Raw genomic sequence first — 15,893 nt, 5'->3', positions numbered from 1 at the left:
CGCGCCCCGCCCGTCTTGACCGCACGAGCCCCTCCCGCGGATGATGCCTTCCGTGTGGCGAGACGAGGACGAGGCGCTGCTCGCGCGGCTCACGGACGAGATCGTCTTCGAGCGCCTCTTCCGTGAGCAGGCTGGAAAAGAAGCCCGCCCCCCCGCCCGAGGCGCAGGCCTCTGCGCCGCCCTCCGGCGTCTCCCCGGCGGAAACGGCGTGGTCGACGCCGCGCGTGTCGGCAAGCTCGATGCCCTCCGCGAGCTGCTCGAACCCGCGCGGCAGATCGACCCGCCCCCGGAGCTGCTCCACCACCTCGCCCTTCACCACGCGTCCCTCGCCGACCTCGCGACCAGCTCCACCGACGCGTTCGTCCGATCGATCACCGCCTGGCTCGCCCTCGGCCGCGAGGAGAAGTACCTCCGCGACCTCGGCGAGGCCGTGACCGGCAGCGCGCTTCCGCGGCAGGACCTCGATCGCGCCCTCGCCGACGCGCCGCTCTGGTGCATCGAGGACCTCGGCGAGCGCGCGCGCACCGGCGCCCGCGATCTCACGGCCGACGCAGAGCGGGCGCTCGCCGCGCTCGGCCGTGTCCCCGAAGCTGCGCGGATCGCGCGTGCTCCGGAGGCCCTCGCGGAGCGGGCGGCGCGGCGGGCCACGTCGCTCGTGGCGATCGCCGTCGAGGAGGCGCTCGCGCCGGTGCTCGCGGCGTGCGTCGAGGCGACCGCGCAGGGCGAGCCGAGCGCCACGGAGGGCGCGGCGCTGCTCCGGAGGTTCGTCGCCGTCTGGCGCTGGACCGGCTCGGACGAGAGCGTCGAGCACGCCGCGATCGAGCAGGCCACGCCGCTCGCCTGGGCCCATTACCGCGCGAGCCGCTGGGACGATCTCCGCCGCCTCATCGCCCCGGTCGAACCCCTCGTCGATTCGCTCGCGCGTCGCATCGAGAACGACCCGTCGAAGCTCGCGTACGCCGCCCGCGCCGCCCAGATGCTCGTGTTCCGCTCCGACGTCGTGCGCACCGAGCCCGAGACGATCGCGCTGCTCGATCGGGCCATCACGATCTGCCCGACGCACAGGAACGCGCGGCTCATGAAGGCGAACACCCTCTGCGATCAGGCGCTCCGGCTCCTGCCCGGCGCGCGCGCGCCGAGCCGCCAGGATCACGACCGGGCCGCGGGCCTCATCGACCGCGCCGAGCAGCTCTACCCCGCGGCCACGCGGCTCCCGGAGGCTCGAAAGCGACTCGGCGAGGCCAAAAAGCTCCTCGGGATATCGTCATGAGTGACAAACCCGAAAACCCCGTTCAACGCTTGGGGCTACGCTCGGACGAGCCGAGCTGCGCCCCAAACCCCTTCGACCGGTTCGACCTCGATCCGAGAGAGGGCCCACGCGCCATCACGGAGCGCCTCCGCGAGCTCGCCGAGGACGCGGGCGAGGCCGAGCGCGCGTCGATCCGCGCCGCCTGGGAAGAGCTCACCCTGCACCCGCTGCGCCGCCTGCGCGCCGCCATCGGCGCCCGCCCGCGCCACCCCGCGCTCGATCGTACGGGCCCGGAACATGCGCCGCCGAAGGCTCGAAAGGCCTCCGCGGCCGAACCCGTCGGGCTCGGCGACCTCGCGCCGCGTCCCTCGGTGGCCCTCGCGCTCGCGTCGTTCCTTTCCCGCGGCGCCGAGCGGGGCCCGCGGACCGTGCTCTCGCTCGACGAGGATCCCGTGCTCGCCGCGGGCGCCCCGAGCGCCGATCCTGCCTTCGCCCCCACGTCTCCCGAGAGGAAGCGATAGACCATGTTCGTCGACCGTCCCGTTGGAATCGATCTCGGCACGACCAACTCGGAGATCGCCATGCTCGACCCGTCCGAGCGCGATCTGCACATCTTCGCCGACCGCTTCGGGCGGCGCACCGTCCCCTCGGCGGTCGCCTGGGATCCCAAGGGCGAGGCGTTCCTCGTCGGCCACGCCGCGCGCCAGCGCCGCGGCAAGACCCCTCCGCCCATCGAGTCGATCAAGCGCAAGATGGGGCAAAACGCGAAGGTCGAGGTCGGCCCGCACGCGCTCGCGCCCGAGGAGATCAGCGCCAAGATCCTCGCCGAGCTCCGCGCGCGCATGAGCGAGCACCTCGGCAAGCAGGCGGCCGAGGGCATCGAAGTGCGCGTCGATCGGGCCGTGATCACGGTGCCCGCGTACTTCGACGCGCCGCAGGTCGAGGCCACGCGCAAGGCCGGCGAGATGGCGGGGCTCGACGTCATCGGCATCCTGCAGGAGCCCACGGCCGCGGCCATCTACCACACCTGGAAGAGCCGCCTCGGCGACGGAAACTTCCTCGTCTACGACCTCGGCGGCGGCACGTTCGACGTCTCGATCCTGCGTTGCCTCGGCGGCGAGTACCAGGTGCTCGCGATCGACGGCGACAACTACCTCGGCGGCGACGACTTCGATCGGCGCTTCGCCGAGAAGCTCCGCGGCATCCTGGTCACGCGCGGCTACGCCCTCGACCTCGACGTCCGCGGCGACGAGGCGGATCGTCAGCGCTTCGGCCGCCTCGTCCATCTCGCGCAGGAGATCAAGGAGTCGCTCTCGACCTCCGAGGTCGTGAGCGTCTCCAAGCAGGACTTCATGCAGGACAAGAACGGCGAGAGCGTCTCGTTCGAGGGCGACATCGGGCGCGCCGAGTACGAGAAGGCGGTCGGTGATCTCGTCGAGACCACGATCGCCTGCTGCGAGCGCGCGATCGCGCGGAGCGCCGAGACCTCGTCGGTGGACCTCGGGCAGATCGATCACGTCGTGCTCGTCGGCGGCTCGACCCGCGTGCCGATGGTCGTCCGCCGCGTGACGGAGGCGATCTGCAAGAAGAGCCGCTCGGAAAAACCGTTGCAGGACGAAGTGGATACGTGCGTCGCGCTCGGCGCGGCCATCCACGCGGCGCAGCTCGGGGGCCTCCGGATCGGCGAGCCGGACCGGAAGATCACGGTCTCGTTCACGACGCCGCTCGTCAGCCAGGGCTCGAAGATCCGGCTCGGCGTGCGCGTCGAGCAGGCGCCGGAGGGCGCGGCGGAGATCGCGATCCTGCGGGGGTTTGGGGCGCAGGGCGCCGGTAGGCGACCCGAAGCCCCAAGCGTTGACCGCGCGAGCGGCGCCGAGGAGATCGCGAAGGCGTCCTTGCCCGACGCGGCGGGCGCCGTGGTGCGCATCGACGTCCCGCTCGGCGAGGAGCCCGAGCACGCCTCGCGGATCGCCCTGCGTTCGGTCGAGCGCGAGGTGCTCGCGGAGCTCCCGTTCGCGCTCTACCGCGGCGACGTCCGGCCCCGCGCGAGCGCGCTCTCGCGGCCCTCGGTCGTGGCCAAGGACCTCGCCATCGAGGTCGTGCGCGCGGGACGGCGCGAGCGGCGCGTGCTCATCGCGCGCGGCGCGGGCCTGCCCGCGGAGGTGAAGAGCCGCTTCTTCACGGCGGATCAGAGCGGCGCCGTGGTGCTCCGGCTCCTGCAGAACCGCATGCCGATCAAGACACTCCTGCTCCAGGTCCCGCGCGAGCTCCCCGTCAGCACGCCCGTGGATCTCACGCTCCGCTGCGACGACGCGATGCGCATGGAGGCGCGCGCGGTCGTGGCCGGGCAGGAGCTCTGGGCGCAGGTCGAGCCGCCCGCCGCGCCGCGCTTCGATCCCGCGGGCGCCGTGGAGTCGCTGCTCGAAGAGGCCGAGTCGACGAGCAAGTCGCTCTGGGGTTCGAGCGCGCAGAGCTACCGGGCCGAGGCGGACATGCTCGTCGCCGGCATCCGCGAGGTCGTCGCCACGGATCCGGACAAACTGCAGGCGCTCTGCGAGCAGCTCCGCCAGCTCGTCGACTGGTACCGCGGCGACCCGAACGAGACGCTCTCGCCGCCCATGGCCCGCTTCGAGGCCGAGCTCAACGCGCTCAAGCTCCGCGTCTACCGCTCGACGGGCAACCTCTACGGCATGGATCGCACGGCCTGGGAGAAGCGGCTCGCCGACATCGAGGCCCGCGCGATGGCGGCCTACGAGGCCTCGGACGCCGTGGCCTGGCGTCGCGTCTTCAACGAGGTGCAGGCCCTCGACGAGACCGCGATGCAGGAGGAGTTCGCGCAGATGCGGCTCGACGATCCGGCCTACCTCGAGCGCAGGCTACGCAACGAGCGCTACTACGCGCAGAGCGTGGAGCGGAAGCTCGTCGACTTCGTCCCGTCCTCCTCCGACGTGGGATCACTCCAGATCGCCGAGCGGGACAAACTCGTCGCGCAGCTCCACGAAAAAGTCCTCGAGCCGCTCAAGAACCTCACGTCGGACACGACCGACGCGGGGGCCCTCCGGCGCAAGCTCGAGGCGATCGACGCGGAGACCTCGCGCATCGACAACGCGCTCGAGCGGCTGCCTTCGCTCGGGCTCGTCACCGAGCGGGGAGGCGCGTGATCCAAAGGGCCAAAGGCGCGTGAAGTTCGTCGACGACATCGGCCTCGCGGCGGCGCAGAAGCTCGAAGGGAGCGTCGGGCCTTTCCTCGCGCTGCCGGCGTACAAGCGCCTGCTCGTGCGGACGGCCGAACCCTCGTTCGCCGCGCGCGCCGCGCTCGGCGCCCTCCGGTGCGCGATGCGCCTCGGCGAAGAGCGGGAGATCGGGGACATCGCGGCGTACTGGAGCACGCTCGCCGGCAGCGGCCCGCAGCTCCCGGCCATCCTCGAACTCTGCCGGCAGCTCGCGCGGGTGGGCCGGAAAAACGCGGCGCTCGCGCTCGCGGGGGCCGAGGTCGAACGCGAGGAGACGGCGCGCGCGCTCTACCTGTTCGGCCGCTTGCTGGAGCTCACGGGCGACACGGAAGGGGCCTTCGTGGCGTTCGGCAAGGCCGCGGCGCGGGCCGACGAGGAGAAGGGCGCGGCGGACGTGGCGGTGGCGGCCCGCGCGCGCCGTGTCGAGCGGCTGCTCGGCGATCGGAGCACGGCGCAGCTCGCGGTCGCGGACGCCGCGTCGGCCGATCCCACGGGCGCGCCACCCGATCACAAGATCGTGATCGCGCTCGGCCGGCTGCGCTCCCCGAGCCGCTTCGTGCGGGCCTCGGGCCTCTCGCTCCTGGAGGAGCTCGGCCGCGATCCGACCACGTCGCTCGGCCGGCTCGCGATCCGCCTCGCCGCCGAGCACGCCGACACGCTCGGGGACGCGCTCACGCCGCTGGAGGCCGATCGCGTGGCGGCCACGCTCCGCCACGTGCCCGACGATGCGGCGCGGGAAAACGCCCTGGCGCGGCTCGAAGCGGCGCAGGCGATCGCCGCGTCGCGTGGGGAGGCGCAGGCACCGGCGATCACGCGGGCGGGCGAGCTCGCGCCCGAGATCTTCCCGCTGATTTGTCGGGCCCGCGCCGCGCTCACGGGCGGCGGCCAGGGCGACTACGGCCCGCCCCCTTCGGCCTCGACGGAGCCCTCCTCGCCGTCGCTCCGGCTCGCGTCGCTCGGGCTCTCGGCTTACGTGGCGCTCGGCAAGGGCCGGCCGCGGGAAGCCGCGGAGGCGCTCGGCGAGGCGGCCGATCTCGTCACGAGCGGGGGCGTGGGTATCGCGCCGCCCGTGTGGACCGCCGCGCGCGTCGCGCTCGAGAGCACGGATGCGCTCGTGCGCGCGGCGGGCGTTCGCCTTTGCGAGGTCCTCCTATCGGGGCCTTCGGCGGCGCCGCCGGGCGGGCATTCGGCGTTTGCGATGTCCCTCGCGCGGGCGGGCCGAACGGACCTCGCGGTGCGGGCGGCGCGGGACGCGGTGGCGGGCAAGGAGCCGGGCGCCCGGGCGCTCCTCGGATCGATCTTGCGGGAGCAGGGCTGGGCGCTCGCGGCGCGGGGGCAGCGTGAGCTTGCGATCGCGGCGCTCGTCGAGGCCAAGGAGCACCTCGCGGCGGTGGTGAAGGACGGCGCGCGGGGACGCTGAAGGGCGCGAGGGGGAATCGCGACGGGCTCGCCGAGCTTGTCGGCAAGGGCTGGGGTGATTGTCGACGTGCTCGCTGGGCTTGTCGGCAATGGCTGGGGTGATGGTCGACATGCTCGCCGGGCTCGTCGGCAACGGTCGGGGTGAGTGTCGACATGCTCGCCGGGCTTGTTGGCAACGGCTGGGGTGATGGTCGACATGCTCGCTGCGGTTGTCGGCAATGGCTGGGGTGATGGTCGACATGCTCGCCGGGCTTGTCGGCAACGGTCGGGGGCTTCGTCGACATGCTCGCCGGGCTCGTCGGCAACGGGGAGGGGCTCCGTCGACATGCTCGCCGTGCTTGCCGATAACGGGCTTAAGGACAAGAAGCCTGTCGAGTTCCACCAAGTCGGAAAGCAAACCGGCAAACGGCGCCGGTTGCATCGCGCCCACGCCGACGCTACCACCTCGAACAAGGCAAACGAGCCTCCGACCTCGCACCATGGCCCTCGAAGAAGACCCGAAAGCCACCCCCTCGGCCGAGCTCGCCACAACCCGCGCCGTCCCTTACCCCACGAGCCGGCTCGCCGCGCGCATCGACCTGGTCGACATGGCCCAGGAGATCGAAAAAGCCGATCAGGCGCTCGGCATGGTCGTCGGGGGCAAGCTCGAGGTCATCCGCGATCAGATGCGCGCGCTTCAGGAAGAGGCGCGGCGCCTGCTCGACGAGGCGCGCGTCTCGGCGCGCTTGCACCGCGCGCATTGCAGCTTCCGCAAGATCCCCGGCCGCGTCTATCACCTGTATCGACGCAGCGAGGACGACCTTTATTTCTCGATGCTCTCCCCCGCGGAATGGGGCGGCTCCCCGCCGCACGCGTTCGAGGGATCTTACCGCCTCGAAGTCGACATGAGCTGGACCCCGATGAATGGGACGAATGCCGAGCGCGACCGCACCCCCGAGGGCCGCGCGCTCGTGCAGAAGCTCCTCTCGGAAGGCTGATTACTGGGTTCCGTCTGCCGACGCGACCGCCGTGTGCCCATAAATGTGCCCGATCCGGGCAAACGATTCGACGGTATAAAGCGCGCCTGCCAGCGCCAGCACCGACGCGAGCGCGAGCTCGGGCCATCGGAACCCTGCGCGACGTTTTCCTCCGAGCGCGGATTCGGCCGCGTCGAGCGTCTTCGCCCGACGCGCGGGCGCGAGCTTGGGCGCGGGCAAACCGCGGAGTTTTTCGAGGAGCGGATCGTCGTCACGGCCGTTCATCGTTTCACCTCATCCTACCACGGCGGCGTCTTTCCGCGCCGATCCTTCGAGCTTCTCCGACAGCGCCGCGCGCGCCCGCGACAGCCTTTGCCGGAACGCCTCGGGCTGGATCCCGAGCACCTCCGCGGCCTGCTTCGATTCGAGCCCCTCGACCCCCACGAGCAAGAGCACCTCGCGATGGGCCATGGGGAGCGCTTCGAGCGCCTTTTCCAGCGCGACGAGCTCGTCCCCCGCGTCCGGCCGCAAAGACGGCCCCTCCGGCTCCGGGCCTTCCGCGTCGAACGCGAGACGCGTGAAATCCAGCGCGGCCCAGCGCCGCCACGACCGGAACTTGTTCCGGGCGATCGTGAACAGCCACGCCGCGAGATCCGTCCCGTCCGCGAGCCGTTCGGCGTGGCGGGCCACGGACACCCACGTCTCCTGGTGCAGGTCCTCGGCCACGTCGCGCCTCCGCGCGAGCCGCAGGAGGAAGCCGAAGAGCCGGTCCGAAAACGACGCGTACACCACCCGCAACGCGGCCTTGTCTCCCTTGCGGAGGCGTGCGACGAGCTCTGCTTCCTCGGCCCGATCCATGTCGTCCCCTCGAACACGGAACTAGCCCAGGCGTGACAGAAAAAAAACATTGTCACGTCCGCCGCCGTCCGGAGTTCTTCGCGTCATGAGGACGGCGCCTCACGGGCAGGCGTCGAGCCAAGGAGAACGAGCGTCATGAAAGGCTTCAGTTTGTGGCAGTTTTTCGTCGAGGGTGGCTGGGGGATGTGGTCCACGCTCCTCTTCGGCCTCATCGCCGTCGGCGCCGCCGCCTGGTTCGCGCGCCGCCCCGAGCCCCGACGCCTGGCCTTCACGGGCGCGATGTGGCTCACCCTCGTGACCGTCACGGCGCACGCGACCTGGACGAACATCGCCGCCGTGTGCTCGTTCATCGAAGATCCACAGCGCGCCCCCGACGCGGAGATCACCCGGATCTTCATCATCGGCCTCAAGGAAGCGAGCCGCCCGGGCGCGCTCGGCGGGATCTTTCTCACGCTGGTCCCGATCCTTCTCGGCGTGGGCGCGCTGCGGGGACGCGCCTCGGATTGAGGCGTCAGCGCGGAGAGAGCGCCTCAACGGCGCGCTCAATCTCCGAGAGACGCGCCTTCGAAGCCTCGTACCCGACCCGCCCGCGCACGGCGAACGCCATCTCCTCGCGCCTCCAGCGCGCGGCGAGCGCTCGAAAACGCGCGACCTCCGCGTGCGCGGACGACGACCGGGAGAGCTCGTTCCCCCAGGCGATCACCTCGCGGGCCACGTCGAACGTGAACACCGGCGCGCCGTGGCCGAGCTTCGCTTCGAGCCAGTGCACCACGCTCCCCTCCCACGGTTCGAGGTAATTGCAGCGCCCCGTGCGCTCGTCGATTTTCTCCACCGGCGAGGTCCAATCGAGGTGGATGTCGTCGAGCGACGGATGGCGCTCCCCGGGATGCTCGCTCTTCCCGACGCAGAAATGCGTTGCCTCTTGCAAGGGCACGTCGACCTCGCGCCACGTATCCGCGTCGGGCAGCTCGGCGCGCGGGCCCATGAACAATGCGCGCGGCAGGAGCTTCATCGCGGGGCGGAGCTGGTGCTCGAGCCCGCCCACGTACGCATCCCGCGCGACGCGCTTGCCGTGCTGCCCCATGAGCAGATCGTCGAGCCGCCTCCGCATCGCGGCCGGATCCCGGTAGACGACCTTGATCCCGGCGCTCCCGCCCCACCATTGGTTGCGGATCCACCGGATCTCGCGCCAGGTCGCGAGCGTGCGATCGATGCCCTCGATGCGATGGAACAGCCGCACGAGCAGGTTCACGGCCATCGGCCCGAGGTGGTCGAGCGCGTCCCATGCCGTCTTCGGCGCGGGATCGCGGAACCCGAACATCAGGTTGTCCTGCGCGCCGGCCGCTCCTGCTTGCCGGTCGACGAACGACCGGACGATCGTCTCGCGGAGATCCTCGGGCAGCGCGGCGTACGGAGATTCGGCCGGCGGATCGGAGTGCATTCGGTTCATGATGACTCCATTCGGCCGCTCAGGGGAAATCATCGCGGCTCGGCTCGCCCGTATGTAACGGTTCGGCGCCAAGCGCTCCGGCACGTCGATTGCCCAGGGGAAGCCCCATCAAAACAGAAGGGTCCAGGCGGACCCGAAAGGGGAAACCATGGGAATCGGCAATCGGATCAAGGGCGCCGTGGAAGAGCTCGGCGGCAAGGCCAAGGAGGCCCTCGGCAACCTGAGCGAGGACGAGCGTCTTCGCCGCGAAGGCATCTCGGATCAGGGCCGCGGCCAGGGCCGGCAGGACGCCGAGAAGGCGGGCCAGCAGGTCGAGGGGACGTTCGAGAAGGCCGGCGGCCGCGTGAAGGGCGCCGCGGGCGCGCTCTCGGGGGACGAGCGAAAGCAGGCCGAGGGCAAGTTCGAGGAGCTGAAGGGCGAGATTCGCCAGAAGCTCAACAAGTAAGACGATCGGGGCGCCGCTCCCGCTCAGCGCGCCGGGGCGGGAGCGGCGCGTCCTCGTTTCGCGTTCAGTTCGGGGCGCCGTCGTCGAAGAGATCCCCCGCGTACACGTACCAGAGCCCATTCTTGCCGCGCAAAAGCGTCTTCTGGAACGTGACCTCGTGCCGCTTTCGCAGCGCGAGGAAGAGCACGAGATACAGGAGCGCGCCGAGGAGGCGGATCACGACGAACGCGACCGCGGCCACGATGTTCGCCCATTGAGGCCACGCCTGGAAGAGCGCGTGGACCTCGACCACGGCCACGTCGCCGTCCTCGCGCACGATCGAGACGCGTTTCAACTGCACGCTGCGGATCTGCCCGTGCCCGATGCGGATGAACGTGGACGACCAGTCCTTGAGGCCGGTCGGCGTGGCGAGTGAGAAGGCGCCCGAGCCGATCGGGATTTCGCCGAGGCTCGGCGGAGCCACGGTCTGCGCGCGCGCCGTGGGGCTGAGGCACGCCCAGGCGTACCCTTGCCGGCCCATCGTCATCGCTTTGAGGAAACTCCGCAGCGTCGCCTCGGGGCGCGCGGGCGTCCCCCGCGGCGTGATCGTGAGGTCCACGGCGACCAGCGCCACCGCGAGGATGCCGAAGATGATCGGGAAGATGATCAGGAAGGCGAAGGCGGGATCCCGCGACGGGATCGTCTGCACCGCCAAGACCATGCTCACGATCGCGACCGCGGCGATCGCGACGAACACGATCGTCACGACGCGCAGCCTGCCGCCTGCCTCCTTGCGGTCCACGGCGACGGCCGACGCGTCGTCGATGTGCCGGTTCAGCCGCTCGAGGGCCTCGGCGATCGCGCCTGACGTGTCGCGCTTTTTCTTCTTCTTTTTCGTGGTCGTCGCGCGGTCCCCCGGCCCGGCTTCCGGCGGCGCGTAGGGGTTGAGTTCGTCGCTCATCGCGCCCACCTAACCACGACCGACCGGAAGAGGCGAGCCCTTCGCGCATTCCCTGGCCCGCCCGGCTCGGCTAGCATGCGGCCCGGACCGACCATGAGCCAGAACCTGGATGACGAGAGGTTTTACGTCTTCGACTGGGACGCCGTCTTCGACGTCGACGATTACCTCCACTTCTACGAGGACACCCTGCGCGCCGAACGCACGGAGCACCAGGTCGACGTCCTCGTCTCGCACCTCGGCATGACGCCCGGCATGCGCGTGCTCGACCTCGGCTGTGGCCACGGCCGTCACGCCTTCGAGCTCGCGCGGCGCGGCTTCGACGTCGTCGGCATCGACCGCACCGAGGGCTTCGTCGAGCTCGCCCGCAGGGAAGCCGAGATGGCGCGCCTGCCGATCGACTACCGCGTCGCCGATCTCCGCACGCTCGACGAAGACGCCTCGTTCGACCGAGTCCTTTGCCTCTTCGACGTCTTCGGCCTGCACCGCGACGAAGAGAACCACGACGTCCTCCGCCGCATCTCACGCGCGCTCCGGCCCGGGGGCAAGCTCTGCCTCGACGTGCGCAACCGCGACTGGATGGTGCGCGCCCTTCTGCCCGTCACCATCCTTCAGAAGGGCGCGGATCTCATGATCGACCGGCACCTCTTCGACCCGGTCTCGGGCCGCCTCGTCGATTACCGCATCCTCGTGCGGGACGGCCGCACGCGCGAGGCCCGCTTCTCCGTGCGCCTCTACCATTTCACCGAGCTACGCGCCCTGCTCGCCTCGGTCGGCCTCCACGTGACCGAGGCCTTCGGCACCTGGGACGGCGATCCCATCGGCCTCGCGCACAACCGCATGGTGATCTTCGCCGAGAAGGACGACTGATCTAGGGCGCGGCGTCACATGCCGGCGTGAAGTCCGCGCCGCCGAAGAACTCGTCTGCGAGCAGCCGCATCGCCTCGGCGTTCTCGGGCGGCCCGCACTTGAAGGGCCGGGAGGGCAGGGGTTTGTCCTCCAGCGTGAGGCGTTGCTCCCGGAAAAACCGGAGCGCGAGCTCGGCCGCGTACTCGCGCACCCCGCCGCGAGGCAGGAACGCGTAGAGCCTGCCGTTCAGCGTCGTGTCCGTCGGCGCGTAGGGCAAGAGGCAACGCCGATCGTCCTTGCAACGCGCGACGATCCCCTCGTGCAGCGCGCCGAGCGTGCGGGTCGACCACTGCTCGTGCCACGCGTCGTTCAGGTGGAAGATCTCGTGGAACAACGTGTCCCGCACGGCCTCTTCGGAGACGTTCATCGCGCCGAACAGGTTGTAGCCGACGTTCTGGTTCACCGCGAACGCGCTCGGGGCGCCGCCTTTCTCGGTGTAAAAAAATCGAAAATCGAGTGGCCGATCCCGCATCGTCACGCGTTTGCCCGTGCGTGCCTCGAGCGTGGCGAAGTAGCGCGCATACCCGCGCATCGCCGCGAGGATCCAGACGAGGTGATCACGGTTCTGCCCGATGGGCCGCGCGGGCCGGAGCCGCACCTTCTGCCCGCGCCCGTCCTCGGTCTCCTCCTCGGGCAAGAGCCCCGCGAGCGAGCCCGTCTCCTCGTAGAGATCGAGCGCGAGCTTTTTCGAGGCCACCTCGTCTGCGTACCGCAGCGACAGCAAGCAACGCACGCGCGGCGCCTCGGCGAGTGTCTCGGGGCAAGCTTCGCGAAGCTCCGTCGTGCGCAGGTGCGTCGCGAGGAAGAGTACGCGTTCGGCAGCTTCGGCGCGTGCGGATTTGGGCGGTGGGGCGGGAGCGGAGGCGGCAAGCGAAATCTGTTTGTGTACCGTTTCTGAGGCTAGGGCGAGGACTAACGGCGCGATCTTCAACAGGATTTGCATGGTCCCTCCGGTCACGGGCGGAAGCCTTGCGGAGCGCTCGGCGCAGCCCTCGGGGTGCTCTCGACGCTCGGGGCGATTGCGAGGCACGCGGCGCAGCCCTCGGGGCGACCGGCGCGGTCGTGCTCGACGGCGCCCCCCCTCGGGGCGCTCGGCGCGGTCGTGCTCGACGGGCGCAGCCCTCGGGGCGCTCGGCGCGGTCGTGCTCGACGGACGCAGCCCTCGGGGCGCTCGGCGCGGTCGTGCTCGACGGGCGCAGCCCTCGGGGTACTCTCGACGCGCGGGGCGATTGCGAGGCGCACGGCGCAGCCCTCGGGGCGCACGGCGCAACCCTCGGGGCGCTCTCGACGCTCGGCGCGCTCCCGCTCATGGGAAGCCTATTCGGTGCCCTTGCAGGACTCGAACGAATACGGCTGTTGCGTATTGCAGAGAACGTCCTGATCGCCACAGCACGCGCTGCATGCGGGGCTTGCCTTCCGATCATAGCAATCGCGGTCACACTTGTCCCCTGGCACGATGCACTCCTCTCGGAGCGTGGGTACACCGCCATCCCAAGGACCAAGGTTCCTCTCGCGGCGACGACAGCTTGCGGAGGTCAACGCGAGAACCGTTATGATTACCAGGCGAGCCGTGTGCATTGTGAGGTTCATCCGCTCCAATGGCCTCTCGCTATTCGCCCGACTTGTCGGGGCAACCTTGGAAATTGTAATTTCCACCGACCTTGCACGACAAGTAACTGGTCCTGCAACAAGTCGTGCAGCCCAAGCCCATATCCGCCTCATAGCACTTATTCACGCAAGCCTCGCGCTTGAGGTTACATAAATCGTCGGCAGAGTCACCCTGGTTAGGGTCGGCGCCCGTGCAGCCCCCAAGGGCAACGGACATGGTAAGCGCGCCGGTGGTCATCACGGCGTATAAGCTTCTCATCGTCGCAACTCCTTATTACTCGTTCTGAGGTGGGGGAGGTGTCTGGCAGCAGAACACGCGCGGGTCCGTGCCTTTCACTTCGCCGATCAATTCGCCGCCGCTTGGCTCGCACGTCCCAGGTTCATTGCTAATCCAATCCGCTTCCATCGCGCCGAGCGTGAGGGGTGATGCAGAGAAATCGATGCAGATAGCGGCCGCTGGCACGTTTTCAAACAACGACGGCGGCACGCTTCCGCAGGCTGGATCCTGAAACGCGGAAAGCTTCGCGTTGCACTTCGCACCAACAGGTTCGCCGCACGTGCAAGGCGAACACTCGACCTGACCTTCGGTTCCACGGTAGAACACGAATCGATCGGGGAACACGCTGGGGCATTGCGGCAGATTGTTCTCGTCCACGGGTAGTGTGTACTGCACACAATGACGAAACCCCGGAGGCGGGGGCTCGTCGCTAGGCAAGCAAGTTTCGCTAGAGTTCTCGCATTCGCCATCGACCGTGCCCTGACACGCCTTTGCGAACGTGCCCCAATAAATTCCGTTTGCGAATGAAACAGGTTGCGGCGCGAAGGACGGCGCCCCTGGCATCGGGTCCCCAATGGGCTCGCACGGCGAGACAAAAGGCTCTGTCAGCATGATTGACGCGAAGGCGCCGGCAGGAAGCACAGCCGGGGAAGCGCAAGTGCCATCCCACTGCATGGGAGCCTGGTAGCTCGTCACGTTGCCACCTTGGCAGAAGCTAGCGGAATCCACGTTGATTGCAGTTGGCAGACTGCATGCCGCAGGCCCACACGCGCAGGGCTGACATTGAAAGTCTACGGATAGATCGCCATAGCCAGTGTAGAAATCACCGTCGGCTCGCTCGGGGCAATCGGGCGCCTCATCCTCGGCCCCCATCCATACCAGGACCGCCTTTTCGCGAAAGTCTGAGGTTCCCATGGGTATGCATTGGCCCCCGCGCGATTCACACGAAAGCGGCTCGATGCCACTGCCGCCGTCGGGGAAGCAATAGGCCGCATCAGGGCTTGCGTCGGGCAAGCAATATACGGTCGCATGCCATGGTTCAGTCGTGCAGCCGTTCGCGCCGAGCGTTGCGCCGATGCCTAATCCAGTTGCGACGATTGCCATCAAAATGTCGGCTCTGAGTTTCCATGCAATCATGACTGTCGCCTTTGATGAGATGACTTCTAGCGTCCGAATACGAGCGATGCGGAGAGCGAGAAAAGAAACCGTTGCGTCTGCCACACGGTAACCATGGCCCCAGTGTCGGATGCAACGTCGATCACCATGTCGCGTGTCAATGCAGTTGCGTCAGCGAAAATACGTGCAGAAAGAGCGGTGTTGATGGCGTACGTCGCTCCCATGCCCAGACCGAACGCCGGGATCGCTTGGCGAACCGTATCGGCACGATAATCCAGATTGGGATCGACTCGACGCTCAAAAAGGGTTGCTCCAGCGAGAGCGCAGCCGTCCAGCCATCGCCATTGCACACACGGTCCGGCGAACGCCGATGCGGAGAATACATCGACCGGAAGATTCTCTACGCCACCAAGGGACCACGCACCCTTCGCCATTCCTAATACAGAGTATCCGCTCCGCCGATATTGGGCCATAGCGGAGACTCCTAGCGATGGAGATGGCGCGGCACCAAAAACCATTACAGGACCGATGCCGAATGCAAGGCGACCGCCAGAAGGTTGGGCCGGCTCCTGCACGCTCGGCGCAGCCCTCGCAGGAGCAGGAGGAGCCGACTCCCGAACGATGACCGTTTTTGTCGTTTCTTTAGAAGTTGGAGGCGGGGGCGGGGGCGGGGACAATGGGACGAAGTCGAATCGCACAAACACGTCTTCCGAACCCAGACATTCGACAGTCTTTTCTATGTCAGCGTGGCCGTCCAATGTGGCGCGCCATTTGTGAATGCCTTGGTTTACGAATGTCCAGAAGAAGCTGCCCCGCGTCGCGCGTCGGTTGTCGCCCTTGTAGATCAGGGCATCGATATTGTTCGCTGTCACGTCTACCCTGCACACTCGGCGCCTTAGCCGCTTGTAGGTTTCCCAGAATAGAGTGCGCTCGGCGTCATTGACGCCCGCGGCATTGCTAACAGCTCTGTAGAGTTCATGGGCAGCGCGAAAATCGAGTTCCGGCGCATTCGCCATTGCGATGCACATGCCCAGGCGGCCCGACACAAGAGGATCCTCGCGAATTCTGAGTGCATCAGCATAGGCGATTACCGCGTCCGCTACTCGAAGGGACAGCCTCGCCCGGTCGCCTTCTGCCACAAGTGCCTTGAAACGAGCCTCATCCTGGGGGCTCGGTTTCTTTTGCAGGGTCATGTCGTGAATATCGGCAGTGTCATTCATTTCAATGGGCGTCGCGCCCGGTGCGCCCGGCTTGGTGGGCGCTTGCGGCTCCGCGGGCGTAGGTGCAGGCGGGTCCGCCGCTGCGACGGGCGCGGCGATCGACAAGAGAGCGATGAGTGCGAATGCGGACGGGCGAGCCACGGCGGGCGACGGTACACGAACGGACAAACGGCGGGAAGGGTGGATCTTCGCATCGGACGAACCCAAGCGCCGCGA

General features: G+C 68.7%; 15 protein-coding genes. 8 read left to right on the top strand and 7 right to left on the bottom strand.

Annotated features, from left to right (window positions below):
- The first annotated feature begins 52 nt into the window (after positions 1-52).
- From QHF84_RS29715 to QHF84_RS29695, 5 genes are all read left to right on the top strand, one after another.
- Positions 53-1,270, top strand: coding sequence for a hypothetical protein (locus tag QHF84_RS29715; RefSeq protein ID WP_281316829.1), 1,218 nt, complete (start codon positions 53-55; stop codon positions 1,268-1,270).
- Positions 1,267-1,770 carry a hypothetical protein gene (locus QHF84_RS29710; RefSeq protein WP_281316828.1) on the top strand — a complete coding sequence of 168 codons (504 nt, stop codon included), beginning with the start codon at positions 1,267-1,269 and terminating at the stop codon, positions 1,768-1,770. Before QHF84_RS29715 ends, QHF84_RS29710 begins: the two co-directional genes overlap by 4 nt.
- A 3-nt stretch (positions 1,771-1,773) precedes the next feature.
- Entirely contained in the window at positions 1,774-4,410 is a 2,637-nt protein-coding gene (locus QHF84_RS29705; RefSeq protein ID WP_281316827.1) for an Hsp70 family protein, read from the top strand.
- Between the two features lie 19 nt (positions 4,411-4,429).
- The gene (locus QHF84_RS29700) at positions 4,430-5,902 is read left to right on the top strand and encodes a hypothetical protein (RefSeq protein WP_281316826.1); all 1,473 of its coding nucleotides are present in this window, start codon (positions 4,430-4,432) and stop codon (positions 5,900-5,902) included.
- Between the two features lie 478 nt (positions 5,903-6,380).
- Positions 6,381-6,878 (top strand): DUF2452 domain-containing protein, encoded by a 498-nt coding sequence (locus QHF84_RS29695; RefSeq protein ID WP_281316825.1) that lies wholly within the window; start codon positions 6,381-6,383, stop codon positions 6,876-6,878.
- On the opposite strand, the gene QHF84_RS29690 is transcribed toward QHF84_RS29695, so the two are convergent.
- Together QHF84_RS29690 and QHF84_RS29685 are read right to left on the bottom strand one after the other, a co-directional pair.
- A complete protein-coding gene (locus tag QHF84_RS29690) occupies positions 6,879-7,142 on the bottom strand; it encodes a hypothetical protein (protein ID WP_281316824.1) in 264 nt (87 codons plus the stop codon).
- 9 nt (positions 7,143-7,151) lie between these two features.
- On the bottom strand, positions 7,152-7,715 hold the full coding sequence (locus QHF84_RS29685; RefSeq protein ID WP_281316823.1) for an RNA polymerase sigma factor: 564 nt from the start codon (positions 7,713-7,715) through the stop codon (positions 7,152-7,154).
- A 135-nt stretch (positions 7,716-7,850) separates the two neighbouring features.
- On the opposite strand from QHF84_RS29685, the gene QHF84_RS29680 reads away from it, so the two are divergent.
- A complete protein-coding gene (locus QHF84_RS29680) occupies positions 7,851-8,222 on the top strand; it encodes a hypothetical protein (protein ID WP_281316822.1) in 372 nt (123 codons plus the stop codon).
- Between the two features lie 4 nt (positions 8,223-8,226).
- Here the strand turns inward: QHF84_RS29680 and QHF84_RS29675 are convergent, their stop codons facing one another.
- Positions 8,227-9,165 (bottom strand): hypothetical protein, encoded by a 939-nt coding sequence (locus QHF84_RS29675; protein ID WP_281316821.1) that lies wholly within the window; start codon positions 9,163-9,165, stop codon positions 8,227-8,229.
- A 148-nt stretch (positions 9,166-9,313) separates the two neighbouring features.
- Between QHF84_RS29675 and QHF84_RS29670 the strand changes: the two genes are divergently transcribed.
- On the top strand, positions 9,314-9,610 hold the full coding sequence (locus QHF84_RS29670) for a CsbD family protein (RefSeq protein WP_281316820.1): 297 nt from the start codon (positions 9,314-9,316) through the stop codon (positions 9,608-9,610).
- Positions 9,611-9,674: 64 nt separating this feature from the next.
- Here QHF84_RS29670 and QHF84_RS29665 read toward each other — a convergent pair whose 3' ends face one another.
- Positions 9,675-10,550 (bottom strand): hypothetical protein, encoded by an 876-nt coding sequence (locus QHF84_RS29665; RefSeq protein WP_281316819.1) that lies wholly within the window; start codon positions 10,548-10,550, stop codon positions 9,675-9,677.
- Positions 10,551-10,643: 93 nt separating this feature from the next.
- Here QHF84_RS29665 and QHF84_RS29660 point away from each other — a divergent pair, with 93 nt between their 5' ends.
- Positions 10,644-11,417: a class I SAM-dependent methyltransferase gene (locus tag QHF84_RS29660; RefSeq protein WP_281316818.1), complete on the top strand. Its 774-nt coding sequence runs from the start codon at positions 10,644-10,646 to the stop codon at positions 11,415-11,417.
- Between the two features lies 1 nt (position 11,418).
- Here QHF84_RS29660 and QHF84_RS29655 read toward each other — a convergent pair whose 3' ends face one another.
- The 3 genes from QHF84_RS29655 to QHF84_RS29645 form a co-directional block, all read right to left on the bottom strand.
- Complete coding sequence (locus tag QHF84_RS29655) at positions 11,419-12,189, bottom strand: hypothetical protein (RefSeq protein ID WP_281316817.1); 771 nt, start codon at positions 12,187-12,189, stop codon at positions 11,419-11,421.
- A 1,149-nt stretch (positions 12,190-13,338) separates the two neighbouring features.
- On the bottom strand, positions 13,339-13,719 hold the full coding sequence (locus QHF84_RS29650; protein ID WP_281316816.1) for a hypothetical protein: 381 nt from the start codon (positions 13,717-13,719) through the stop codon (positions 13,339-13,341).
- Between the two features lie 785 nt (positions 13,720-14,504).
- The gene (locus tag QHF84_RS29645; protein ID WP_281316815.1) at positions 14,505-15,677 is read right to left on the bottom strand and encodes a hypothetical protein; all 1,173 of its coding nucleotides are present in this window, start codon (positions 15,675-15,677) and stop codon (positions 14,505-14,507) included.
- Positions 15,678-15,893: the final 216 nt, after the last annotated feature.

This window comes from Polyangium sp. y55x31 (assembly GCF_029946505.1).
Classification (GTDB): Bacteria; Myxococcota_A; Polyangia; order Polyangiales; family Polyangiaceae; genus Polyangium.
This window is presented reverse-complemented; position numbering and strand designations above follow the sequence as displayed.

Coding starts and splice junctions, on each gene's coding strand:
- QHF84_RS29695 (WP_281316825.1), top strand. CDS start 6,381: ATGGCCCTCGAAGAAGACCCGAAAGCCACCCCCTCGGCCGAGCTCGCC.
- QHF84_RS29705 (WP_281316827.1), top strand. CDS start 1,774: ATGTTCGTCGACCGTCCCGTTGGAATCGATCTCGGCACGACCAACTCG.
- QHF84_RS29660 (WP_281316818.1), top strand. CDS start 10,644: ATGAGCCAGAACCTGGATGACGAGAGGTTTTACGTCTTCGACTGGGAC.
- QHF84_RS29645 (WP_281316815.1), bottom strand. CDS start 15,677: ATGAATGACACTGCCGATATTCACGACATGACCCTGCAAAAGAAACCG.
- QHF84_RS29685 (WP_281316823.1), bottom strand. CDS start 7,715: ATGGATCGGGCCGAGGAAGCAGAGCTCGTCGCACGCCTCCGCAAGGGA.
- QHF84_RS29675 (WP_281316821.1), bottom strand. CDS start 9,165: ATGAACCGAATGCACTCCGATCCGCCGGCCGAATCTCCGTACGCCGCG.
- QHF84_RS29680 (WP_281316822.1), top strand. CDS start 7,851: ATGAAAGGCTTCAGTTTGTGGCAGTTTTTCGTCGAGGGTGGCTGGGGG.
- QHF84_RS29710 (WP_281316828.1), top strand. CDS start 1,267: ATGAGTGACAAACCCGAAAACCCCGTTCAACGCTTGGGGCTACGCTCG.
- QHF84_RS29690 (WP_281316824.1), bottom strand. CDS start 7,142: ATGAACGGCCGTGACGACGATCCGCTCCTCGAAAAACTCCGCGGTTTG.
- QHF84_RS29670 (WP_281316820.1), top strand. CDS start 9,314: ATGGGAATCGGCAATCGGATCAAGGGCGCCGTGGAAGAGCTCGGCGGC.
- QHF84_RS29665 (WP_281316819.1), bottom strand. CDS start 10,550: ATGAGCGACGAACTCAACCCCTACGCGCCGCCGGAAGCCGGGCCGGGG.